The organism is Arthrobacter zhaoxinii, from assembly GCF_025244925.1.
Lineage (GTDB): Bacteria > Actinomycetota > Actinomycetes > Actinomycetales > Micrococcaceae > Arthrobacter_B > Arthrobacter_B zhaoxinii.
In genome coordinates, this window is the sequence record NZ_CP104275.1 from 1,425,860 (window position 1) to 1,448,565 (window position 22,706).

Annotated in this window: 19 protein-coding genes; 14 read left to right on the forward strand and 5 right to left on the reverse strand. The window is 67.0% G+C overall.

Going from position 1 to position 22,706, the window contains the following annotated elements; genetic code table 11:
• Positions 1 to 92: 92 nt before the first annotated feature.
• Entirely contained in the window at positions 93 to 2,591 is a 2,499-nt protein-coding gene (locus N2K95_RS06595; protein WP_260653412.1) for a DNA gyrase/topoisomerase IV subunit A, read from the reverse strand.
• A gap of 127 nt (positions 2,592 to 2,718) precedes the next feature.
• On the opposite strand from N2K95_RS06595, the gene N2K95_RS06600 reads away from it, so the two are divergent.
• From N2K95_RS06600 to N2K95_RS06615, 4 genes are all read left to right on the forward strand, one after another.
• On the forward strand, positions 2,719 to 5,406 hold the full coding sequence (locus N2K95_RS06600) for a bifunctional acetate--CoA ligase family protein/GNAT family N-acetyltransferase (RefSeq protein WP_260653413.1): 2,688 nt from the start codon (positions 2,719 to 2,721) through the stop codon (positions 5,404 to 5,406).
• Positions 5,407 to 5,467: 61 nt separating this feature from the next.
• On the forward strand, positions 5,468 to 6,142 hold the full coding sequence (locus N2K95_RS06605) for a DUF5998 family protein (RefSeq protein ID WP_255792652.1): 675 nt from the start codon (positions 5,468 to 5,470) through the stop codon (positions 6,140 to 6,142).
• Entirely contained in the window at positions 6,081 to 7,355 is a 1,275-nt protein-coding gene (locus tag N2K95_RS06610) for an alkaline phosphatase family protein (protein ID WP_260653414.1), read from the forward strand. Before N2K95_RS06605 ends, N2K95_RS06610 begins: the two co-directional genes overlap by 62 nt.
• A gap of 2 nt (positions 7,356 to 7,357) precedes the next feature.
• Positions 7,358 to 8,194: a thymidine kinase gene (locus tag N2K95_RS06615; protein WP_260653415.1), complete on the forward strand. Its 837-nt coding sequence runs from the start codon at positions 7,358 to 7,360 to the stop codon at positions 8,192 to 8,194.
• A 48-nt stretch (positions 8,195 to 8,242) separates the two neighbouring features.
• Here the strand turns inward: N2K95_RS06615 and sepH are convergent, their stop codons facing one another.
• Positions 8,243 to 9,562, reverse strand: coding sequence for a septation protein SepH (gene sepH, locus N2K95_RS06620; protein ID WP_260653416.1), 1,320 nt, complete (start codon positions 9,560 to 9,562; stop codon positions 8,243 to 8,245).
• 315 nt (positions 9,563 to 9,877) lie between these two features.
• On the opposite strand from sepH, the gene N2K95_RS06625 reads away from it, so the two are divergent.
• Positions 9,878 to 10,177 (forward strand): DUF4193 domain-containing protein, encoded by a 300-nt coding sequence (locus tag N2K95_RS06625; RefSeq protein WP_260653417.1) that lies wholly within the window; start codon positions 9,878 to 9,880, stop codon positions 10,175 to 10,177.
• Between the two features lies 1 nt (position 10,178).
• Here N2K95_RS06625 and N2K95_RS06630 read toward each other — a convergent pair whose 3' ends face one another.
• Positions 10,179 to 10,664, reverse strand: a complete 486-nt coding sequence (locus N2K95_RS06630) for a DUF3093 domain-containing protein (RefSeq protein WP_260653418.1) — start codon at positions 10,662 to 10,664, stop codon at positions 10,179 to 10,181.
• 248 nt (positions 10,665 to 10,912) lie between these two features.
• Here N2K95_RS06630 and dut point away from each other — a divergent pair, with 248 nt between their 5' ends.
• From dut to N2K95_RS06650, 4 genes are all read left to right on the forward strand, one after another.
• Positions 10,913 to 11,344: a dUTP diphosphatase gene (gene dut, locus N2K95_RS06635; protein ID WP_260653419.1), complete on the forward strand. Its 432-nt coding sequence runs from the start codon at positions 10,913 to 10,915 to the stop codon at positions 11,342 to 11,344.
• A gap of 84 nt (positions 11,345 to 11,428) precedes the next feature.
• Positions 11,429 to 12,154 carry a DUF3710 domain-containing protein gene (locus N2K95_RS06640; protein WP_260653420.1) on the forward strand — a complete coding sequence of 242 codons (726 nt, stop codon included), beginning with the start codon at positions 11,429 to 11,431 and terminating at the stop codon, positions 12,152 to 12,154.
• A gap of 32 nt (positions 12,155 to 12,186) precedes the next feature.
• On the forward strand, positions 12,187 to 12,498 hold the full coding sequence (locus N2K95_RS06645; RefSeq protein WP_260653421.1) for a single stranded DNA-binding domain-containing protein: 312 nt from the start codon (positions 12,187 to 12,189) through the stop codon (positions 12,496 to 12,498).
• Positions 12,495 to 13,223, forward strand: coding sequence for a DUF3159 domain-containing protein (locus N2K95_RS06650; RefSeq protein WP_260653422.1), 729 nt, complete (start codon positions 12,495 to 12,497; stop codon positions 13,221 to 13,223). Before N2K95_RS06645 ends, N2K95_RS06650 begins: the two co-directional genes overlap by 4 nt.
• Here the strand turns inward: N2K95_RS06650 and N2K95_RS06655 are convergent.
• Positions 13,121 to 13,954: a potassium channel family protein gene (locus N2K95_RS06655; protein WP_260653423.1), complete on the reverse strand. Its 834-nt coding sequence runs from the start codon at positions 13,952 to 13,954 to the stop codon at positions 13,121 to 13,123. The genes N2K95_RS06650 and N2K95_RS06655 overlap by 103 nt on opposite strands.
• Positions 13,951 to 14,625 carry a potassium channel family protein gene (locus N2K95_RS06660; protein ID WP_255792637.1) on the reverse strand — a complete coding sequence of 225 codons (675 nt, stop codon included), beginning with the start codon at positions 14,623 to 14,625 and terminating at the stop codon, positions 13,951 to 13,953. Before N2K95_RS06660 ends, N2K95_RS06655 begins: the two co-directional genes overlap by 4 nt.
• A 209-nt stretch (positions 14,626 to 14,834) precedes the next feature.
• On the opposite strand from N2K95_RS06660, the gene N2K95_RS06665 reads away from it, so the two are divergent.
• The 5 genes from N2K95_RS06665 to N2K95_RS06685 all read left to right on the forward strand — a co-directional run bounded on the left by N2K95_RS06665 (position 14,835) and on the right by N2K95_RS06685 (position 22,680).
• On the forward strand, positions 14,835 to 16,124 hold the full coding sequence (locus N2K95_RS06665; protein ID WP_260653424.1) for a class I SAM-dependent RNA methyltransferase: 1,290 nt from the start codon (positions 14,835 to 14,837) through the stop codon (positions 16,122 to 16,124).
• Between the two features lie 313 nt (positions 16,125 to 16,437).
• The gene (gene acnA, locus N2K95_RS06670; protein ID WP_260653425.1) at positions 16,438 to 19,263 is read left to right on the forward strand and encodes an aconitate hydratase AcnA; all 2,826 of its coding nucleotides are present in this window, start codon (positions 16,438 to 16,440) and stop codon (positions 19,261 to 19,263) included.
• Between the two features lie 174 nt (positions 19,264 to 19,437).
• Positions 19,438 to 21,411 carry a 1-deoxy-D-xylulose-5-phosphate synthase gene (gene dxs, locus N2K95_RS06675; protein WP_260653426.1) on the forward strand — a complete coding sequence of 658 codons (1,974 nt, stop codon included), beginning with the start codon at positions 19,438 to 19,440 and terminating at the stop codon, positions 21,409 to 21,411.
• A 44-nt stretch (positions 21,412 to 21,455) separates the two neighbouring features.
• Entirely contained in the window at positions 21,456 to 22,313 is an 858-nt protein-coding gene (locus tag N2K95_RS06680; protein WP_260653427.1) for an SDR family oxidoreductase, read from the forward strand.
• A 52-nt stretch (positions 22,314 to 22,365) separates the two neighbouring features.
• Positions 22,366 to 22,680: a hypothetical protein gene (locus N2K95_RS06685; RefSeq protein WP_255792629.1), complete on the forward strand. Its 315-nt coding sequence runs from the start codon at positions 22,366 to 22,368 to the stop codon at positions 22,678 to 22,680.
• Positions 22,681 to 22,706 lie beyond the last annotated feature (26 nt).

The window sequence follows — 22,706 nt, forward strand, 5'->3', positions numbered from 1 at the left end:
GACAAGAAAAAACGGGCCGGTCCGCGGAGCATTCAGCTCCCCGGACCGGCCCGTTGCCGTTGTAACTGCCTGACGGCTTACTGCCTGACGGCTCAGCCCTGGCTGGGGCCGACGGCGTCCACCGCATTGGTCAGCGGCACGCCGGATCCGTCCCGGCGCCCGTGCTCCGTAGGCAGCGCCCGGGCCACGCCGTTGGCGGCGGAGGCCTTCGCGGGACCGTGGCCGGCCCATGCAACCGACAGCGAATCCTCGCCCTTCAGGAAGCGGTGTGCACGGACTCCGGCCGTTGCCCGTCCCTTCGCCGGATACTCGGCAAACGGCGTAACCTTGACCGACCCGCCGGGGGTTCCCGGCAGTGCCTCGGTGGTGGAGGACACCGTGACGACGACGGCGTCCGGATCCTCCGCGGCCACAACGCCGAAGAACACCACGGCGTCGTCAGCGGCCAGCTTGATCCCGGCCACGCCGCCGGCGGTGCGGCCCTGGGCACGGACGGTGGAGGCAGGGAAGTGCAGCAGCTGCGCGGACCGGGTGATGAACACCAGTTCATCGGTTTCCTCGGCAGCCACTGCCGCACCGACCACCTCGTCCTTGGGCTTGAGCGTGATGGCTTCCCAGTCGTCGCGGTTCAGCGGGTAATCCGGGTTGACCCGCTTCACCACACCGTTGCGGGTGCCGATGGCCACCACGGAGTTCAGGGGGACGAGCCCCACGAGCTTCTCGCCCTTGCCCAGGGTCATGAAGTCCTTCACCGGAACACCGCCGGCGAGGTTGGGCAGCCCGGCCGTCGGGGGCAGCGCGGGCAGGTCCAGGACGGAGATCCGGATCATCCGCCCCGAGGAGGTCAGCGCGCCGATCTCGCCGCGGGCGGTGGTCTTCACCACGGAACGGAACACGTCATGGCGCACCCGCTGCCCGCCCTCGGCCAGCGGCTCCCGGTCCGAAGTCCGGGCCACCTGGCCGGATGCGGACAGGATGGCCCAGCAGGGATCGTCCGGAATCTCCAGCGGCAGCACCGCCTTGGCGCCCTTGCCCGGAGCACCCGCAGCAGCCGTCACTGCGGCGCCCTTCAGGGGAGCGGCAGCCTCCGACTCGAGCAGCACGGTACGCCGCGGCGTCGCGTACTTTGCCGCCACTTCACCCAGCTCCTCCGAGACCAGGGACCGCAGCCGCTCCTCGGATCCCAGAATCGCTTCGAGTTCCTCGATGGCCCTGCGCAGCTCGTCCTGCTCCTTCTCGAGTTCGATCCTCGAGTACTTCGTCAGCTGCCGCAGGCGCAGTTCCAGGATGTGGCTGGCCTGGACTTCGGTCAGGTCGTACACCGCCATCAGCCGTTCCCGGGCCTGCGCGGTTTCATCCGAGGACCGGATGATCTGGATGACTTCGTCAATGTCGACAATGGCAATGAGGAGGCCCTCGACCAGATGCAGCCGGTCCTTCTTCCGGCCCAGCCGGTAGGCGGTGCGGCGGCGGACCACGCCGAGACGGTGGGCAACGTAAACCTGCAGCAGCTCCACCAGGCCCAGGGTCCGGGGCTGGCCGTCCACGAGGGTCACATTGTTGATGCCGAAGGAATCCTCCATGGGCGTGAACTTGTACAGCTGGGCCAGCACGGCGTTCGGGTTGAACCCGTTCTTCAGCTCGATCACCAGCCGCAGGCCGTGGCTGCGGTCGGTCAGGTCCACGATGTCGGAGATGCCCTGCAGCTTCTTGGACGTGACGGCGTCCTTGATTTTTTCAATGACCTTTTCCGGACCGACCATGTAGGGCAGTTCGGTGACCACCAGGCCGGTGCGGCGGGCGGTAAGCTGCTCCACCTCCACCTTGGCCCGCGTCTTGAAGGAGCCGCGGCCGGAGGCATACGCGTCGCGGATGCCGTCCAGGCCCACAATGCGTCCGCCGGTGGGCAGGTCCGGGCCGGGAATGAACCGCATCAGCTCGTCCAGGGACGCATCCGGGTTGGCGATCAGGTGCTGGGTGGCTGCGATGACCTCACCCAGGTTGTGCGGTGCCATGTTGGTGGCCATACCCACGGCAATACCCGTGGCACCGTTGACCAGCAGGTTGGGGAAGGCTGCCGGCAGCACTTCGGGCTGCTGGAGCTGGTTGTCGTAGTTCGGAACGAAGTCCACGACGTCTTCGTCCAGGTGGTCCGTCATGGTCAGGGCAGGTGCGGCCAGCCGGGCCTCGGTGTACCGGGCGGCGGCCGGACCGTCGTCGAGCGAGCCGAAGTTGCCGTGGCCGTCAATCAGCGGCAGCCGCAGCGCCCAGTCCTGCGCCATGCGCACCATGGCGTCGTAGATGGCCGTGTCTCCGTGCGGATGCAGCTTGCCCATCACCTCGCCCACCACGCGGGCGGACTTCACATGCCCGCGGTCCGGACGCAGGCCCATGTCGGACATCATGTACAGGATGCGCCGCTGGACAGGCTTGAGACCGTCGCGCGCATCGGGAAGGGCACGCGAATAAATCACCGAGTAGGCGTACTCGAGGAAGGAACCTTCCATCTCGGTGGTGACATCGATATCGATGATGTTCTCGGCGATCTTTTCGCCGGGGACTGATTTGGAGACGGGTTGGCGCCGGGCCATGCTGTGTCGAATCCTTGCAGTGTTAGGGGACAGAGAGCCCGTGCCGTACGTGGTCGCCGCGGTGCGGATCAACACGGTACGGAGCGGGTGGATGACTAGGGGGAAGATTGCCCACTACTCTGATTCTATGGTGGAGCAGGGACATTACCCCGAATATTGGGAAGCCGACGTCGTGTTGCGGGACGGAGGGACCGGCCATTTACGGCCCGTGTCCCCCGCGGATGCGGACGCGCTGCAGGCGTTCCACATGCGCCAGTCGCAGAGCTCCATCTACCTTCGGTTCTTCACCTACAAGGCGAAGCTCAGCAACAAGGAACTCGAGCGCTTCACCAACGTGGATTACCGGGACCGGGTGGCGTTTGTCATCACCATCGGCGACGAGATCATCGGCATCGGCCGCTATGACCGCCTCGACGATCCCACCGAGGCCGAAGTCGCGTTCAACATTGCCGACGGACACCAGGGCCGCGGCCTGGGATCCATCCTGCTCGAACACCTTGCCGCCGCCGCCCGGGAGAACGGGATCCGCCGGTTCTCGGCAGAGGTCCTGCCGGAGAACCGCAAAATGATCGGGGTCTTCGCCGACGCCGGATACGAGGTGAGCCGGCACTTCGACGACGGCGTGATCGCCCTGGACTTCAACATCGACCCCACGGAAAAATCACTGGCGGTCATGGAGGCCCGTGAGCACCGTGCCGAGGCCCGCAGCGTCGCGGACCTGCTCGCGCCGTCGTCGATCGCCGTCATCGGGGCCAGCCGGGAATGGGGTTCGGTGGGCTACCAGCTGCTGGAGCACATCATCGAGGGCGGCTTCAAGGGCTCCGTCTACGCCATCAACCCGGAAGCCTTCGAACTCGCCGGAATGATCTCCTACGCCCGGATCGCCGAAGTGCCGGAACCGGTCCAGCTGGCCGTCATCGCCGTCCCGTACGACCAGGTCCTGGCAGTGGCGGACGAATGCGCCGCCGCAGGAGTGAAGGCCCTGCTCGTGGTCACCGCCGGTTTCGGTCCCAAGGGACCGGAGGGGCTGGCGCAGCAGCGCGCCCTGGTCCGCCGGGCACGTGCCCACGGCATGCGGGTGGTCGGCCCGGCGTCCCTGGGCCTGATCAACACCCGGCCGGAGGTGTCCCTGAACGCTTCCATGGCACCGGCCCTGCCGCGCCGCGGGGGACTGGGACTGTTCAGCCAGTCCGCCGCCATCGGCGTGCTGCTCTACGCCACCGCCCAGCGCCGCGACCTGGGACTGTCCTCCACCATCTCCGCGGGCAACCGTGCGGACGTCTCCGGCAATGACGCCATGCAGTACTGGGAGGACGACGCCGATACACGCGTTGTGGCGATGTACCTGGAGTCGGTGGGGAACCCGCGCAAGTTCTCCCGCCTGGCCCGCCGGCTGGCACGGACCAAGCCCGTGATCGTCGCCAAGTCGGATGTCACCGGCCTCCAGCTGCCGCCCGGCCACGCCGTCCGGACCACGCAGGCACCTCCGGGCGCCCTGGACGCGATGCTGCGCCAGTCCGGCGTCATCCGGGTCAGCACCAACGAGCAGCTGATTGACGTGGCGCAGATCGCGGTCAGCCAGCCGCTGCCGCGCGGCCGCCGCGTCGCCGTGTTCAGCAATTCGGCGGCCCTGGGCCGGGTCCTGGCGGATGCGTGCACCGGCCTGGACCTGGAGATCACCCGGCTCGAGACCGAACTGGCCCTGGACACCGGGATGAGCGTGGCCCTGCCGCAGCTGCGCCGGACGGTCACCGAGGTGCTGTCCGACGACGCCGTGGACGCCGGCGTCGTCGCCATCCTGCCGGCGCCGGGGCTGAAGACGGAAGCGATAGCCGCCGTCCTGGCCGAATGCGTGCAGGCAACCGGCAAGCCCCTGGTCGCTGCGTTTACCGGGATCCTGGACCCGAGTGCGCACGTGGAAGGACTGCTCGCGGCGGATCCGGGCGTCCCCGGCGAGGGACTGCCGTGCTTCAGCAGCCCCGGAGCTGCGGTCGCCGCCCTGGCGTCGGTGGTGCGCTACACCGAGTGGGCAAACCGGGACCACGGCAGTTTCGTGGAACCGGCCGGCGTCGACACCGGGGGAGCGGCGGCCTACATCGACACGCTGATGGACTCGGTTCAGGGCGACGCCCTGACCCGGCTGGACCCCGGTCAGACGGCCCGGCTCCTGGAGTTCTACGGCATCTCGGTGCTGCCCGCCGTCGGCTTCGCCACTCCGGACGAAGCCGTTGCCGCCGCCGAACAGCTCGGCTGGCCGGTTGCGGTCAAGACCCGTGAAGGGCACCTGCGGCACCGCCTTGACCTGGGCGGAGTCCGGCTGAACATCTCCACACCGGAGGCGCTGCGGACCACCGTGGAGCAGATGCGCCAGGCCCTGCGCCGCTACGGGGAATTCGACATGGAAGTCCAGTCCATGGCCGCCAGCGGGCAGGGCTGCCGCATCCGGGCCATCGAGGATCCGCTGCTGGGGCCGGTGATCTCCTTCGGACTGGCCGGCGACGCCACCAGCCTGCTGGACGACTGGGCGCACGGCGTCCCCCCGCTGACGGACCGCGACATTGCCGATCTGGTCCGGACGCCCCGTGCCGCGGCGAAGCTGTTCGGCTACCAGGGTCTGCCCGAAGCGGACATCGCGGCGCTGGAGGACCTGATGGCCCGGCTGGCCGTCCTGAAGGACGAGCATCCGCAGATCGCCCTGATCGAAATCAACCCGGTCCTGGTCTCTGCCGACGGCATCACCGTGCTGAGTGCGGACGTCCGGCTGGGCAACCCGCAGCGCCGCACCGACAGCGCCCGGCGGGCAATGCGGGACTGATCTTTTCCACCACCCGCGCGCCATTTAGGCAGGAAGGGCTGATCTGGGGGAAACTGGAACCATGTCGCCGTTACTTTCCGCTGAACGCCGCAGCCTTGACGCATCCATGGAACGGGCAGGCTTCTACCCGACGCTTCTGGCCGACGTGGTCCACGATGCCCTCGACGGCCGCGAACCGCTTTCCCATTTGATCCACCTGGAAACGCACTTTGAGCGTACCGAGGTGCACCGCCACATCACGGTTCTGGTGCTGACGGAGGACATGCTGGTCATCACCCACGTGGACGACCAGCAGCTGGACGACGCCGGTGAGCAGATGATGGCGCAGGTTTCCACCGAATCCGTTCCGGTGACGCAGATCCGCTCCGTGGTGCTGGGCTACATGTATGCCCAGCCGCAGAACTACAAGCCGTCCGACCCGGTGCGGGAAATGACCCTGGCCATCGCCTGGTCAGGCGGCCAGCGGCTGGACATGGGTCCGGCCGGCTGCGCAGACCCGCAGTGCGATGCGGACCACGGCTACACCGGCACCATCGCGCAGGAAGACATTGTGCTCCGGGTCAGCGCCGAAGCCGACGGCGCGCAGGCGGTCCAGAACGCCAAGGCCTTCGCCCGCGCGCTGCGCAAGGTCAACACCGATACCACTGCAGTTCCGCGCCCGCTCGACGGCGGCGATGCGCGCCAGCGCATGCCCGGCATCGGGGGCCGCTTCAACCGCGCCCACCCGCAGCGCTAGAACCGTGGCTTCGATCCCTGCTGTCCCTGACCTCCTGCCCGCAGCACCGGCCTACGGAACCCGTTCCGTAGCGGACGTGCTCTCCAGCGCCGCCGCTGTGCTGGGTGTCCCGGGCTACCAGAACCGGCTGGACCTTCCCGCCGCCCGCCGCGTTGTTGTGGTTATGGTGGACGGGCTGGGCCTGTCCCTGCTTCGGAAACGCGGCGGGCATGCGCCGTTCCTGAAGGGGTTCCTTCCGGCCGCCCGCAGCCTCAGTGCTTCCTTCCCCACCACCACGGTGGCGTCGCTGGCGTCCCTCGGCACGGGGCTTCCACCCGGGCGGCACGGTCTGGTGGGATATGACGTCCTGGATCCGCAGCAGGACAAAGTGGTCAACATGCTCGGGTCCTGGGATCCCGGCGTCGACCCGCTCCGGTGGCAGCCCTATCCCACCGTCCTCGAAAAGGCCGCAGAGCACATCCCGGTCACCACGGTCAGCCTGCCGCGCTTCGCCGACTCCGCACTGACCCGTGCCGCGCTCCGGGGAGGAACGTTCATCCCGGCGTCCGGGGTCCACGCCCGGGTTTCCGCAGCCGTCGACGCCCTGGCCGGGGCGGACCGGATGCTGATGTACCTGTACTGGAATGAGCTGGACAAGGCAGGGCACCGCTACGGTGCAGCTTCCCCGGAGTGGGGCAACGAGCTGGAAGAGCTCGACAGCGCCCTGAAACGGCTGGTGGCCCGAGTGCCGGCCGGCACCCTGGTGGTATTGACCGCAGATCACGGGATGGTGGATGTTCCGGTGTCGCAGCGGTTCGATTACAGTACCCGGCCGGAACTGATCGACGGCGTCCGGCACACGGCGGGGGAGCCGCGCATGGTTCATCTGTACCTGGAGCCGGAGGCAGGCGAAGCCGCGCTGGCCCGCCTCAAAGCTGCCTGGCAGGCCGCCTACGGCACCCGGGCCTGGGTCTTCACCCGGGACGAAGCAGTGCGTGCCGGCTACTTCGGTCCGGAGGTGGATGCCGCTGTCCTGCCGCGCATCGGGAACCTGATGGTCGCCGCACGGGAGCCGATTGCCCTGTTCGACGGCCGCCGGGCACCCGCGTCGGCTATGGAGGTCACCGGCCAGCACGGATCCCTCACCAAGGCGGAATGCGAGGTTCCGCTCCTGGTCCTCGCCCGGCCCGAAACACGCAAAGCCAAGTCCTCGACGGCGCAGGGCGGAAAGTAGCCATGGCGGAACTGGTCTTTTTCTCAGGCACCATGGACTGTGGCAAGTCCACGCTCGCGCTCCAGATGGATTACAACCACAGCGCCCGCGGGCGCGGCGGCATACTGTTCAGCCGCAATGACCGGGCGGGGGAATCCATGATTTCCAGCCGCCTCGGCCTGCAGACTCCGGCCGTCGAGGTGCGCGACGACACCGACTTCTGGGCGGAGGTGCTGCGCTGCCGGGAGTCCGGCAACGTGGACTACGTCATCTGCGACGAGGCGCAGTTCTACAGCGCGCAGCAGGTGGAGCAGCTCGCCTGCATTGTGGACGAGATGGACATTGACGTGTTTGCCTTCGGTATCACCTCCGATTTCAGGACCCGGCTCTTCCCCGGATCCCAGCGTCTCGTGGAGCTGGCGGACCGCATGGAAGTCCTCCAGGTCCGGGCCCTGTGCTGGTGCGGTCGGCGGGCCACGCACAACGCACGCACCGTTGACGGCGTCATGGTGACGGAAGGGGACCAGGTGGTGGTGGGCGACGTCGAGTCCCGCACTCCGGCTCCGGCCGCCGCCGCGGACACGGAGCGGCCCGTGTTTGAAGACGAGCCGCTGTTTGAGGACCGGCCGTTGTTCGATGATCAGCCGCTGTTCGACGCCGGCGATCTCCTGCCGGCCAAGGAGCCGGGTTCTCCGGCAGGCACTGCGGCCGGATCCGGCCCTGTCATCGGTTATGAAACGCTGTGCCGGCGGCACTACATGCGCCGGGTAACCGCGCAGCAGGGTGCCGCCCTCGCAGAGACCGGGCAGGCGGCGTCGTTGTGCTCCGTAGAGACCCGGCCGAAAACCTTCGGGGCCTAGCCGGCAACGCCCTCAGCGGCGGTGAGGAAGCCCGCAGGCTCCAGCCAACTAGTCGCCCTTGGTCCCGAAGACAATCTCGTCCCAGGAAGGAACCGAGGAACGCTTCGGCTTGATACGCCGTTCCTGCGCGGCGTCGTCCTTGCCCTTATCCGCGTCGGATTCCTCCGGCTGCTGGCCCTTGCCGCCGTTGGGCAGTCGGTCCCACGGGAAATCACGTCCGGCATTCTTGCGGCCGGACGGTTCGGCGGGCGCAGGAGCCGGTGATTCCTCCGGGACAGTCTTCTCCGCGGGCGGGGCCGCCGCTGCCTCTTGGGTGTCGATCGCCGCGGGTTCCTCAGCGCGGGCTGCGCGCCGGCGGAAGGGCCGTGCCAGGACGCTGATTTCCCGCGTCTGGGTCACGCTGCCGGGAAGGGTTACGGGATCAACCGGGTCGTCGGAGTCCGCTGAATCGACGGACGGCGCCAGGGTCAGGCGGCCGGTACGCGGGCTTCTGCCGTTGCTGTCCTCGTCCTCGGCTTCCGGGCTGCCGTCGCGGGGGTGTGCTGCGGGGATGCTGCCCTTGGAGAGCAGAGCCGCGAGGGCGTCGTCGCCGTCTTCATCGCTGCCCAGCCGCTGGCCGCGGCGCGACTTGAGGACTTCGAGGATGTTGTCGGTGTCGTCCGGGGACGGGCTGCCTTCGGCTTCAAAATCGAAGACCCGGTCCGCGACGGCGGACAGGCGGCGGGTGGGCACGGGCGTGTCCAGGGGTTCCAGCTCACTGAGGACCTGCGCCCAGCGGTTGGTGTTGGTGACGCTCTTGCGCAGCGGGCTGAAGATCCAGCGGGCCGGGGGTTCTTCACCGATGGCGACGCGGGACTTCTCCGTGAGTGCGAAACGTGCCACAACTTCCCAGGTGCCGTCGGGGCGGCGCCAGGCGTCCCACTCGACGGAATCGGGGTCGACGCCGAAGGAACGCAGCCGGTGGAGCACCATGTCTCCGAGGTTGACCGGGTTTTCGCCGAAGGCACTGCGGTACCCGTCGTGGGTGGCGGACATCGGTGCAGCGACTTCCACGCCCTGTGCCTGCCGTGCAACGTACTCACGTTCGGCGAGGACAGGACCCTCATAGCGGTGGATGTGCGCAAGGTCGAGGCCGGATAGTTCGGCAACCTCTTCGGCGCTGGCACCGGAACGGATCCGTGCCTGGATATCCCGCGGGCTCATGCTGGTGCCGGCCGAAGGAGCAGCCTGCGGCGCGGACCGGTGCGGACGTGATGCCGCCACCCGGAGTGCTTCATCAATCCGGAGACGGAAGGTTTCCCCGCCCTTGCCGCTTAACAGCAGATGTTCGCCACCTTCCTGGACACCCACCAGCCGTAGATCCTGCATCAAAAAGTCCTCCACCCGATAGCAATTCCTTCTTGACACAATGCCATCCCCGGCGGCGAAAACCTAAGCTTTGCCCGGGTGTGGCGCATTTGGGACGGGCCGCGGAACGCCGGTCCGGCACCCGGGTACGTGCCGCGGGGCGGTGCCGGTTCGCTTTTTGGCGGCATGTGGGTAAAAATCTCTGCCTTACGGGCACAAAACAGGTATCCGTGGCGTTGATATCTCCGGGCCGCCGACGCGGGCCGGACAACCGGTCCGGCCCCCGGGCTCAGGCAGCAGCGAACACCACTCAACCGAACGGCGAGATAAGACACTATGGCGACAGATTATGACGCCCCCCGCAAGATCGAGGAAGACACCGTCTCCGAGCCGCTAGCGGCGCTCAAGACCAGGCGTACCGATCCGCAGTCGGCCGTTGTCGACGAGGACGAAGCCGAGGCCACAGACGGATTCGAACTGCCCGGGGCGGACCTTTCCGGCGAAGAGGTCCTGGTGCGGGTCCTTCCGGCCCAGGCGGACGAGTTCACCTGCGCGTCGTGCTTCCTGGTCCGCCACCGCTCGCAGATAGCCCTGGAGAAAAACGGAATGTCGTACTGCGTGGACTGCGAAGGGTAGTTCAGCGGCCCTGCGTGAGAGCTTCCACGAGCTTCTCGGGACGCCGCGTCGAGGTCAGCCAGTAGGGCGTGCGGTCCGCCGGATCCGTGATTTCAATGCGGACCACCGGCGAAATCCAGCCCCGGATGCACATGTAGGCCGTGGCGTTCAGTGCCGGACCGCGCTGCATGGTGGCGTCTTCACCGCGGAAGGCCTCCACCTTGCCGATGAAGCGGCGCTCGATCTGTGCCCGGCCAACCTGCAGGGTTTCCGGAGTGACCCGGATCTGGGGGGTCGACATAACGAGCAGGACGGCAAAAATAACGGCGGCAACTACGGCACCGGTGATTCCGGCCCCAAGGCTGATCGGGACAAACACAAGGATGCAGGCGGCGGCGAGGAGGGCCGCGACCAACCAGATCCCGAGGGAGGGAGTGAGGCGTTCGGAATACAGCACGGTGCCGGCGGAGCTCTTTGAGGAACGGCTCTGTGGGGAAGGGGATGACATACCCCCAGCTTTTCACCTTTGGCGGGGCATTTCATCCCGCGCCGTGCCGGGTGCCGGATGCCCGGCGGCCACACAGGAAAACGCGCTAAAGTGTGGGGGTTGGCACGGCGGCCGGGCCCTGGACGGCTCTGTCCGCCGGGAAGCTTCCACACCCCGTGCAGCCCGCCGGGGCAGCAGCTGTCGGAAATCTATGGAAACCGGAGAAACTGGTGCAAGGTGCAGGGACCACGTTGAAGGTACAGCTGAAAATGCTTGACGACGGGCTGGAACCGCCGTCGTACGCGCACCCCGGCGACGCCGGAGCCGACCTTCGCTCCCGGATAGACTTCACCCTCGCACCCGGGGAACGTCAGCTCATTCCCACGGGTGTTTCCCTGGCACTGCCCTTCGGCTATGCAGCCTTTGTCCATCCCCGCTCCGGGCTGGCCACCAAGCACGGCATCAGCATCGTCAATGCACCCGGGACCGTGGATGCCGGTTACCGCGGCGAAATTTCGGTCACGCTGATCAATACCGATTTGTCGCAGCCGGTGACGCTTCGGCGCGGGGACCGGATTGCCCAGCTCGTGATCCAGCGGGTGGAAACGGCAGAGTTTGATCCCGTTGACGAGCTGCCGGACTCCGTCCGGGGAGCCGGCGGATTCGGTTCCACCGGAGGGTTCACCGCCGTTCCGGCCTGATCCGCTTTCCGGTCCCGGGCGGCGGCAGACACTGCGGCGGCCATACTAAGAACTTGCAGACACACGAGAGAAGGAACGTCGGTTATGGCATTTGGGCGCCGTAGGAAAACCAAGGCAGAGGAAACGGCCGGGACCGAGGCAGCCGCGGAGAACGCAGCGGCCGGGGAACAGGCAGACGCCGGCAGCGGCGCCGTGCAGGCGGCCGGCGGTCCCTACGATCTCAGCGAGCGTCCCTCCGAGGAAGGCTACATTGACCTCGGAGCCCTCCGGATTGCCGCGTCCCAGGGACTGCAGCTGAGGCTGGAAGTCGAGGAGAAGACCCAGCGCGTGGTGGCCGTGACGCTGGACCTGGAAGGTTCCAGCCTTCAGCTGCAGGCCTTCGCCGCCCCGCGGTCCGAGACCCTCTGGGACGATATCCGGGAACAGATCGGCAAGTCCGTGGCCTCGCAGGGCGGAACAGTGGATGAGCGCTCCGGCATCTTCGGCACCGAGCTGCTGGCCCGGGTGCCCGCGCAGGCCCAGGACGGTTCCAAGGGATACCGCGTGGCCCGCTTTGTCGGTGTCGACGGTCCCCGCTGGTTCCTCCGCGGCGTCTTCGGCGGCCCGGCCGCAATGAACCCCGACGCCGCCGGCCCCCTCGAGGAAGTCTTCCGCAACGTCGTGGTGGTCCGCGGCGAGCAGCCCCTGCCGCCGCGCGACCTGCTGCAGCTGCGCCTGCCGCGCGATGCTTCCCCGCTCCCTCGCCCCGACAAGGCTGCCGCCAAGCCCGCCGCGCCCGAGCGCGGCCCGGAAATCACGACGATCGGCTAACCGTGTCAGCAGTCACCGCTTCGCCGCACAGCGTGAGCATCAAATCCCTGCCGGAGCGCGGCCGTGCGTCCTGCTGCGGCTATGTTTCGGCCATCACCGTGGTTCCGGTCAACGATCCGCCCCGCTTTACGGCGGTGGTCGAGGACTCGATGGCCGAGTACCGGGAAAACCCGGCGACGGCACGGGCCAAGGTCCGCCTGGTCTGGGTGGGCCAGCGCCGGGTGCCGGGGATCGAGGCGGGAACCTGTCTCGCGTTCGAGGGCATGGTGTCCACTGTGGACGGCCGCCCCACGATCTTTAATCCCCGCTACGAAATCATTGGACGCCCGGAGGCCGACGCATGAGCACCCCCAAACACCCGGAGGACGGCCAGCCGGACCTGAACCAGCTCGCAGGCCAGTACGCGGCCCGGGCGGGCGTGGAACGCCGGGACGACGGCCAGATTGATGTGCTCAGGTCCGTCGGCGGTGTCCGCGGACTTGCCGAGGCCATTATTCCGGGGCTCCTCTTCACCCTGCTCTACACGGTGGGCGCCGAGCTGAACGTCTCGCTGGGAGCGGCCGTGGCCGCAGCCGCCGTGTTTTCGGTGGCCAACCTTATCCAGCGGCGCCCGCTGATGCAGTCCCTGACCGGTGTGGCAGGCGTCGCCATCTGCGCCTTCGTGGCACTGCGCAGCGGCGACGGCGCCACGTACTTCGTGCCCGGGTTCTACCTGAACGGCGCCTACATCCTGGCGTTCCTGGTCTCGATCGCAGTGAAGTGGCCGGTTGCCGGACTGTTGTTCGGGATGATCCGCGGCGAGAACCTGGACTGGCGCACCGAACCTGTGCGGCTGAAGGCCTACACCTGGGCCAGCTGGATCATCGTGGCGGTCTTCGCGCTCCGGCTGGCCGTCCAGCTTCCGCTTTTCCTGGCCGGGAACGTGGCCGCGCTGGGCACCATGCGCCTGGCGATGGGCGTACCGCTCTACGCGCTGGGGCTCTGGCTGGCGTGGGTGGTTTCCCGCCCCTCGGCCATCGCGCCGGAAGCAGCGAGCGGGTCCGCATCCTCTCCGGCACCGGGAGACTGAGTTCCGGAGGATTCCGCGGCAGCCGGCTCGGCGTCGAGGGACTCCCGGCGTGCCTGCGCAGCAGCCTCAGCCGCGGCGGGGGACAGGACCGCCCGCAGTTCGTCCTCGGCCGCGATGGTGGTGATGAAGAACAGCTCGTCACCGGGCTCGACGACGTCGTCGTTGCTCGGAGTAATGGGAGCGTCGTCGCGCAGGATCGCCACCACGGTGGCATCCTGCGGCCAGTCGATCGACCCCAGGGTCCGGCCCGTGAGGTGCGAATCGGTGGGAACGGTGAACTCCACCATGGAGGACACCCCGGTCTGCAGGCTCAGCAGCCGGACCAGGTCTCCGATCTCGACGGCCTCCTCCACCAGGGCGGTCATCAGGCGCGGCGTGTTCACGGCCACGTCCACACCCCACGAATCGTCGAACATCCAGTCGTTCTTCGGGTTGTTCACCCGGCCCACCGTCCGCGCCACGCCGAATTCACTCTTGGCCAGCAGCGAGACCACGAGGTTGACCTTGTCATCGCCGGTGGCGGAAACGACGACGTCGGCCTCCTCCAGCAGTGCATCCTTCAACGTGGTGAGCTCGCAGGCATCGCCGATCAGCCACCGTGCTCCGCGCAGCCCGCTGCGCCCCACACACTCGGGCTTTTCGTCGATCAGCAGCACATCGTGGCCGTGGGACAGCAGCTCCTTGGCAATGGACGAGCCCACGCTGCCGGCACCGGCAATCACAACTTTCACAGGGACTCCTTGACTGGTTCCTTGGACAGGATCTTGCTGATTTCGGCCGTCCGGTCCACGGACATCATGGCGTGCAGGACGTCACCCTCCTGGTAGCTGCTGTCCGGCCGCGGCAGGATCCCTTCCCCAAAGCGGGTGATGTAGGCAATCCGGACACCGGCAGCGGTCTCGATACTGCCCAGCGAGCGTCCCAGCCAGCCTTCATGCAGGGACAGCTCACCGAGGATCAGCCGCCCGGAGGACTCCCGGAAATCGCCGTTGATGCTTTGCTCCGGCAGGATCCGGCGCAGCACCTGGTCCGCACTCCACCGGACTGCAGCGACCGTGGGGATGCCAAGGCGCTGGTAGATTTCCGCGCGTCCCGGATCGTAGATGCGGGCAACAACGTGCCCGACGTGGAAGGTCTCGCGGGCGACGCGGGTAGCCAGGATATTGGAGTTGTCGCCGCTGGAAACGGCAGCGAACGCGTAGGCCTCTTCGATGCCCGCGGCCTTCAGCGTCTCGCGGTCAAACCCGACGCCGGTCACCTTGCGGCCGGTGAAGGTCTGCCGCAGCCGCCGGAACGCCCGCTCGTCCTGGTCGATGATGGCCACCGAATGGCCGGCATTGTCCAGGGTATGGGCCAGGCTGACGCCTACGCGCCCGCACCCCATGATCACGTAATGGGCCAACTGCCCTACCTCGGTTTCGGTTTGGTCCTCTGGGTGGCTGCTCCGCCTTCAGAGGCGGCTGCGCCGTTGTGCCTGACCGTCGGTCCGGCCGTCCGTGCATAAAAAACAATCAACGCCAGCTTAGTCCCGTCGGCGGCCCAAATAGCACCGCGCCCGGCTCCCGTGGTGAGATGGAGTTTTAGGCCTCTTGAAAGAAGCAGAACCACCCCATGTCACTTGAACTCACCATCGGCGCCCCGGCCCACGGCGGCCATTTCGTTGCCCGGCACGAAGGGCGCGTCATTTTTGTCCGGCACGGCCTGCCGGGGGAGCGGGTCCGGGTCCGGCTCACCGAATCCGGCGAGGACGCCAAATTCTGGCGTGCCGACGTCGTCGAGGTCCTGGAGCCCGCCCAGGGGCGCCGCGAGCATTTCTGGAAGGACGCCGATGCGCTGCGCGCCGCAGCCCGGGGAAAGCTGCCCGTGGGCGGCGCCGAGTTCGGCCACATCGACCTTGATGTCCAGCGCCGGTTGAAAGCGGAGATCTTCGCCGAGCAGCTGCGCCGGCTCGGCGGCACCGACCTGGTCCCCGAGGTTGAACCCGCCCTGGAGGAGAGTGCCGACGGCCTGGGCTGGCGCACCCGCGTCAGTTTCTCGGTGGCACCCAGCGGCCGGCTGGCCATGCACGCCCACCGCTCGGACGAGCTGATTCCGGTCGAGGCCATGCCGCTGGCCACCGAGGCGATCAACGCCCTGCGGCTGTGGGAAGCGGACTTCACGGGTATGGACCGGGTAGAGGTCGCCGCGCCGGCGGCAGGCGGACAGCCCCTGGTCCTGCTGATCCCTGCACCGGGAACCCATCCGCGGATGCCGGCCCGGATTGCCCAGAACCTGCCCGACGGCGTGTCCGTGGCAGCCTGGGATCCGGAAACCCATGAACTCACCCGCCTCAAGGGCAGGACCTGGGTGCAGGAAACAGTGCTCGGCCACGACTACCGGGTCACCGGTGCAGGGTTCTGGCAGATCCACCGCTCCGCACCCCAGACCCTGGCAGCCGCAGTCCTCGAAGGGCTCGACGTGCAGTCCGGGGAATCCGTGGCGGACCTGTACGCAGGTGCCGGGCTGTTCACCGCACCGCTGGCCGACGCGGCAGGCGAATCCGGCCGGGTGCTCTCGGTGGAAGGATCCCCGGGTGCCAGCCGGGACGCCCGCAAGAACCTCTTCGCCGCACCCCAGGTTTCCATCAGCCAGGGCCGCGTGGACAAGATGCTCCGCGAGGTCGAGGACCTCGACGTCGTACTGCTGGACCCGCCGCGTGCCGGAGCCGGAAAAACGGTGGTGCAGCAGATCGATGCCGCCGCGCCCCGCGTGGTCGGCTACGTGTCCTGCGATCCGGCGTCGTTCTCCCGCGACCTGGGCTATTTCCGCAGCGCCGGCTGGGACATGGACAGCCTGCGGGTCTTTGACCTGTACCCGCATACCCACCACATGGAGTCCTTCGCCGTCCTGCGCAAGCGCTAGGCGGGAACCACGCCGAAGCCGCCCGGAAGGCGGCCAGCGAGCCCCGTCACGACGCGTCGTGGCCCATATCTCCTGCGGGCGCCCCTGTAAAGGCTAGGATGGGAGGCAGTTGTCCAGTCCTGCGCCTTTATGGGGGTTTCCCGGGGGAGTTTCCCGCTTTCGAGCGGTTATTGCCCAGGCAGGGGGCACGTGTCGGCAGGGAAATGAACCACCGGTTTTCCTGCCGCCCCCCTTGCCCGGCTCTTAGGGAAACCTAACTGGCGGGCAGTTGTGACGTGGACAAAGATAACAAGGTGGCGAGAGGAGTCCTGTTATGACTAATGTGGACAGCTTCGGATCCAAGGGCGTCTTAGACGTCAAAGGTTCCGAGTATGAAATTTTCCGGCTGAATTCCGTCGAAGGCGCCCAGAGCCTTCCGTTCAGCCTCAAGGTCCTGCTGGAGAACCTGCTCCGCACCGAAGACGGTGCAAACATCACTGCAGACCACGTACGTGCCCTGGCGCAGTGGGACGCAGACGCAGAGCCCAGCACCGAAATCCAGTTCACCCCGGCCCGGGTGATCATGCAGGACTTCACCGGCGTACCCTGCATCGTTGACCTGGCCACCATGCGTGAGGCCGTGGCCGAGCTCGGCGGCGACCCGAAGCGCGTGAACCCGCTGGCACCTGCCGAAATGGTCATTGACCACTCCGTGCAGATTGATGCCTTCGGCAACTCCGGCGCCCTCGAGCGCAACATGGAGATCGAATACCAGCGCAACGGCGAGCGGTACCAGTTCCTCCGCTGGGGCCAGACGGCTTTCGATGACTTCAAGGTCGTTCCCCCGGGAATGGGCATTGTGCACCAGGTCAACATCGAATACCTGGCGCGCACGGTCATGACCCGCGAAGTTGACGGCGTCCTGCGTGCCTACCCGGACACCTGCGTCGGCACCGACTCCCACACCACCATGGTCAACGGCCTGGGCGTGCTCGGCTGGGGCGTTGGCGGCATTGAGGCCGAAGCAGCAATGCTCGGCCAGCCCGTCTCCATGCTGATCCCGCGCGTCGTCGGCTTCAAGCTGACCGGTGAGATCCCCGCCGGAGCCACGGCCACCGACGTTGTCCTGACGATCACCGAAATGCTGCGCAAGCACGGCGTTGTGGGCAAGTTCGTGGAGTTCTACGGCGAAGGCGTCGGCGCTGTTCCCCTCGCCAACCGCGCCACCATCGGCAACATGAGCCCGGAATTCGGTTCCACTGCGGCGATCTTCCCGATCGACGACGTGACGCTGGAATACCTGCGCCTGACCGGCCGCTCCGAAGAGAACGTGGCCCTCGTTGAGGCCTACGCCAAGGAGCAGGGCCTGTGGCACGATCCGTCCAAGGAGATCAAGTACTCCGAGTACCTGGAACTGGATCTGTCCACGGTGGTTTCCTCCATCGCCGGCCCGAAGCGCCCGCAGGACCGCGTGGAACTGACCAACGCCAAGACGCAGTTCCGCAATGACCTGAAGAACTACGTCCACGAGACCGTTGAAGCCGAAAACGGCACCGTAGACGAGACGCTGGAAGAGACCTTCCCGGCCTCCGACGCACCCTCGTTCAACGCCAACGCCACGACGGTTGAAGACCACGAACATGACCTGGTGGCCGAGGCGGATGCTCCCGCCGAGCGTGCCACCAACTCCGTTCCGGTCACCATGGCAGACGGCCGCACCTTCGATCTGGACCATGGTGCAGTAACGATCGCGTCGATCACCTCCTGCACCAACACGTCCAACCCCTCCGTGATGATGGCCGCCGCCGTGCTGGCCCGCAACGCGGTGGACAAGGGCCTGGCGTCCAAGCCCTGGGTCAAGACCTCGGTAGCTCCGGGCTCGAAGGTTGTCACCGACTACTACGAGAAGTCCGGCCTGATTCCGTACCTCGAGAAGCTCGGCTTCTTCGTGGTCGGCTACGGCTGCGCCACCTGCATCGGCAACTCCGGTCCCCTTGAAGAGGAAATCTCCGAGGCGATCAACGAAGCCGACCTGGCAGTCACCGCAGTGCTCTCGGGCAACCGCAACTTCGAAGGCCGCATCAACCCGGACGTGAAGATGAACTACCTGGCTTCCCCGCCGCTGGTAGTCGCCTACGCCCTGGCCGGCACCATGGACTTCGACTTCGAGAATGACCCGCTGGGCCAGGACGAAGCCGGCAACGACATCTACCTGAAGGACATCTGGCCGAACCCGGTCGAGGTCCAGCAGATCATCGATGCCTCCATCGACCAGAAGATGTTCAGCGACAGCTACAACACCATCTTCGAAGGCGACGACCGCTGGAAGTCCCTGCCCACCCCCGAAGGTGCAACCTTCGAGTGGGACATGGAGTCCACGTACGTCCGGAAGCCCCCGTACTTCGAGGGCATGAAGGCCGAGCCGGAGCCTGTCTCCGACATCCAGGCCGCACGCGTCCTGCTGAAGCTGGGCGATTCGGTCACCACCGACCACATCTCCCCGGCCGGTTCCTTCAAGTCCGACACCCCCGCAGGCAAGTACCTGCTGGAACACGGTGTGGCCCGCAAGGACTTCAACTCCTACGGCTCACGCCGTGGCAACCACGAAGTCATGATCCGCGGCACCTTCGCCAACATCCGCATCAAGAACCAGCTGCTCGACGGCGTTGAAGGCGGTTTCACCCGTGACTTCAGCCAGTCCGACGCACCGCAGGCTGCCGTTTACGATGCCGCGATGAACTACCAGGCTGCCGGCACCCCGCTGGTTGTCCTGGCCGGCAAGGAATACGGCTCCGGTTCTTCACGTGACTGGGCTGCCAAGGGCACCGCGCTGCTGGGCGTCAAGGCAGTAGTTGCCGAGAGCTACGAGCGGATCCACCGCTCCAACCTCATCGGCATGGGCGTCCTTCCGCTGCAGTACCCGGCCGGCGTCAACGCCGAGTCGCTGGGGCTCACCGGTACGGAAACCTTCTCCGTTGAAGGTGTCACCGAACTGAACAACGGGACCACGCCCAAGACCGTTCGGGTCACGGCCACCCCCGAAAACGGCGAAGCCATCACGTTCGACGCGGTCCTCCGCATCGACACCCCGGGTGAAGCCGACTACTACCGCAACGGCGGCATCCTGCAGTACGTACTGCGCCAGATTTCCGCTAAGTAGCAGTAAACGCACCACGTTCAGGGCCCCGTTTCCCCGATCCGTCCAGAGGGCGGAGGAAGGGAAACGGGGCCCTGAAGCGTTGGGTAGGAACCGCGGAGCGCACGCCGCGCGTTAGAGTTAATCCATTGCGACGGTGTGCAGTGCCGCCGATACGACTCAAGGGAGGCACCCCTGTTGGGACTTCTGGAAACAATCCGGGATCCTCGGGACCTCAGCAGGCTTTCGCTGACACAGCTGAAGCGGCTTGCTGAGGAGATCCGTTCGTTCCTGATCACTAACGTCGCGCAGACCGGCGGGCACCTGGGGCCGAACCTGGGCGTGGTGGAACTGACCATGGGCATCCACCGGGTCTTTGATTCCCCGCGGGACAGCATTGTCTTTGACACCGGGCACCAGTCCTATGTGCATAAGATCCTCACCGGCCGCCAGGACTTCGCCACGCTGCGCCAGCAGGGCGGCATGTCCGGCTATCCGGCGCGCGCCGAGTCCGTCCACGACATCGTGGAAAGCTCCCATGCCTCCTCCTCCCTCTCCTGGGCGGACGGCATCTCCCGTGCCCGCCAGCTCAACGGCGAAGGGGACCGCTACACCGTAGTGATGGTGGGCGACGGCGCCCTGACCGGCGGCATGGCCTGGGAAGCCCTGAACAATATCGCCGCTGACCAGCGGCGCCGCGTGGTGATCGTCGTCAACGACAACGGCCGCTCCTACGCCCCGACCATCGGCGGACTGGCCGACTACCTCGCCTCCCTGCGGCCCACCATTGACGCGGTGCGCACGCACCACGCCTATGAGAACACCCTCGGCTGGTGGCGCGACCGTCTGCAGAAGGGCGGCCCTGCCGGCCGGTTCGCCTACCGCAGCCTGCACGCCGCGAAGAAGGGCGTCAAGGACTGGTGGACACCGCAGGGCCTCTTCGAGGACCTCGGCATGAAGTATGTGGGACCCATCGACGGCCATGACCTTGACGCCGTCGAACGCGCCCTGCATAAGGCCAAGAACTACGCCGGTCCGGTCATTGTGCACGCCATGACCGAGAAGGGACGCGGCTACGCCCCGGCCCGCGCGCACGAGGCAGACCAGTTCCACGCCGTCGGCATCATCGATCCTGAAACCGGCGCCCCGGTGGAGCCGGGCGGCAAGGAATCCTGGACCTCCGTGTTCGCCACGGAGATCGCCGAGATTGCCGACGAACGCAGCGATATCGTCGGGATCACCGGCGCCATGCTGATTCCGGTCGGACTGCACCGGTTCGCCGAGCGGCACCCCGAGCGGGTGATCGACGTCGGCATCGCCGAGCAGCATGCCCTCACCTCCGCTGCGGGCATGGCTTTCGGCGGCCTGCATCCGGTGGTGGCGTTGTACGCCACCTTCCTGAACCGGGCCTTCGACCAGCTGCTGATGGATGTTGCGCTGCACAAGGCCGGCGTCACGATCGTCCTCGACCGGGCGGGCGTGACCGGCCCCGACGGCGCCAGCCACCACGGTATGTGGGACATGTCCATGCTGCAGATTGTCCCCGGGCTGCACCTCGCCGCACCGCGCGACGCCACCCGCCTGAAGGAGGAACTGCGCGAAGCCGTGGCCATCTCGGATGCCCCCAGCGTTGTCCGCTTCTCCAAGGGTACCGTGGGCAGCGATATTGACGCCGTGGAGCGGACCTCCGACGGCGTGGACATCCTGGCCCGCCGTCCCACCGGAGACAGCTCCAATGACGTCCTGATCGTCAGTGTGGGTGCCATGGCGGATATGGCCCTTGACGTTGCCGACCGCCTCGGCGCGCAGGGCATCAGCTCCACCGTGGTGGACCCCCGCTGGGTATTGCCCGTCCCGCGGTCCATCATCAGCATCGCTGCCGAGCACCGGATTGTCATCGTGATCGAAGACGGCGTCCGGGCCGGCGGCGTCGGCTCGCGGATCCGGCAGGAAATGCGGGCCGCCGGCGTCGACACAGCACTCAACGAAGTCGGGCTGCCGGCGGAGTTCCTGGACCACGGCAGCCGGAGCGAGGTGCTTGAGCGGGTGGGACTGACCGCCCGGCAGATCGCCAACGACGTCGTCGCGCAGGTCCTGGGCACCAAGGTTCCGTTTGCCCGTCCGCTGCCCGGCTCCGAAATGCCGACGGGGCAGGTGCCGAAGATCCAGTAGTCACGCAGGTCCGGGCGGCCGGACCACTGTGAAGGGGAGTAGCCATGGCGGACACCGTTCCTGCCCTCGCCGTTACGGGGGCCACCGGCGCCCTGGGCGGCGCCGTCGCCCGGTTGCTCGGGGAAGCCGGAGTCCGTCAGCGGCTGCTGGCACGGAACACCGCCCGGCTGCCTCAGCTGCCTGATACTCCCGTCTTTGCAGCGTCCTACCTGGACCGGCCGCAGTCCGTCAGCGCCCTGCGCGGCGTGCAGACACTGTTTATGGTGTCTGCCGACGAGAGCCCGCACCGGGTGGAAGACCAGTGCACGTTCGTAGATGCCGCCGTCGAGGCCGGGGTGGAGCACCTTGTGTACACGTCTTTCATGGGCGCGGCACCCGATGCCGTCTTCACCCTGGCCCGCGACCATGCCGCCACAGAGGAGTACATTTCCTCCCGGAACGGGCTCGCGTACACGTTCCTGCGCGACTGCCTCTATCAGGATGTGCTGCCTACCTTTGTCCAGCCCGACGGCGTCATCCGCGGCCCGGCGGGGGACGGCCGTTTTGCGCCGGTGGCCCGGACCGATGTTGCCCGTACCGCCGTGAAGATCCTGCTCTCCCCGGAACGGCACCGGAACCGCACCTACACCCTCACCGGTCCCGCCGAGCTGACTATGGACGAGGCAGCAGGCATCCTGTCCGCGGTAACCGGAAGGCGCGTGCGTTATGAGCCGGAGTCCTACGAGCAGGCCATCGCGTCGCGGACAAAGGCCGGGGCCGCGCAGTGGCAGGCCGAGGCCTGGACCAGCAGTTACCAGGCCATTGAGGCGGGGCAGCTGGCACCGGCCAGCCCGGACATTGAACAGATCACCGGCATTGCTCCGCTGGGGTTCGAGGATTACCTGCAGCAACGCCGTCAGTAAGGGTCCGAAAGGGAGTGCCGTTCGGGGGGGAGCAGAGGATAGTGTCATGGGTATGGCTCAGGACATATTCCCGGATATCCAGCGGTTTCTTGCCGAGTGCACAGTCGGCGATCTGGATGACGAAGTGACCCCGGTGGCCGATCTCTACGGCATGTACATGATCTGGAGCGAACAGCAGGGGATGGAACCGCAGGGCATGCAGGTTTTCTCCGCCGCGGTCCAGGGGGAGGGGATAGAGGCCGAGCGCCGGCGCAGTGAACAGGTTTACACCGGGCTGCTTCCCACCGGGGCCATTCCCATCCAGTACATCCTTGAAACGGACAAGGCCCCCGGGCCCAACAACACCCTGGACACCTTCCCGGGCTGAGTTCCGGCGGCGTCGCGGAACCTGCG

Bases quoted from the DNA above. Each gene is read 5' to 3' on its own strand.
- N2K95_RS06595 (WP_260653412.1), bottom strand. From the start codon at position 2,591: ATGGCCCGGCGCCAACCCGTCTCCAAATCAGTCCCCGGCGAAAAGATC.
- N2K95_RS06600 (WP_260653413.1), top strand. From the start codon at position 2,719: ATGGTGGAGCAGGGACATTACCCCGAATATTGGGAAGCCGACGTCGTG.
- N2K95_RS06605 (WP_255792652.1), top strand. From the start codon at position 5,468: ATGTCGCCGTTACTTTCCGCTGAACGCCGCAGCCTTGACGCATCCATG.
- N2K95_RS06610 (WP_260653414.1), top strand. From the start codon at position 6,081: ATGCGCGCCAGCGCATGCCCGGCATCGGGGGCCGCTTCAACCGCGCCC.
- N2K95_RS06615 (WP_260653415.1), top strand. From the start codon at position 7,358: ATGGCGGAACTGGTCTTTTTCTCAGGCACCATGGACTGTGGCAAGTCC.
- sepH (WP_260653416.1), bottom strand. From the start codon at position 9,562: ATGCAGGATCTACGGCTGGTGGGTGTCCAGGAAGGTGGCGAACATCTG.
- N2K95_RS06625 (WP_260653417.1), top strand. From the start codon at position 9,878: ATGGCGACAGATTATGACGCCCCCCGCAAGATCGAGGAAGACACCGTC.
- N2K95_RS06630 (WP_260653418.1), bottom strand. From the start codon at position 10,664: ATGTCATCCCCTTCCCCACAGAGCCGTTCCTCAAAGAGCTCCGCCGGC.
- dut (WP_260653419.1), top strand. From the start codon at position 10,913: ATGCTTGACGACGGGCTGGAACCGCCGTCGTACGCGCACCCCGGCGAC.
- N2K95_RS06640 (WP_260653420.1), top strand. From the start codon at position 11,429: ATGGCATTTGGGCGCCGTAGGAAAACCAAGGCAGAGGAAACGGCCGGG.
- N2K95_RS06650 (WP_260653422.1), top strand. From the start codon at position 12,495: ATGAGCACCCCCAAACACCCGGAGGACGGCCAGCCGGACCTGAACCAG.
- N2K95_RS06665 (WP_260653424.1), top strand. From the start codon at position 14,835: ATGTCACTTGAACTCACCATCGGCGCCCCGGCCCACGGCGGCCATTTC.
- acnA (WP_260653425.1), top strand. From the start codon at position 16,438: ATGACTAATGTGGACAGCTTCGGATCCAAGGGCGTCTTAGACGTCAAA.
- N2K95_RS06680 (WP_260653427.1), top strand. From the start codon at position 21,456: ATGGCGGACACCGTTCCTGCCCTCGCCGTTACGGGGGCCACCGGCGCC.
- N2K95_RS06685 (WP_255792629.1), top strand. From the start codon at position 22,366: ATGGCTCAGGACATATTCCCGGATATCCAGCGGTTTCTTGCCGAGTGC.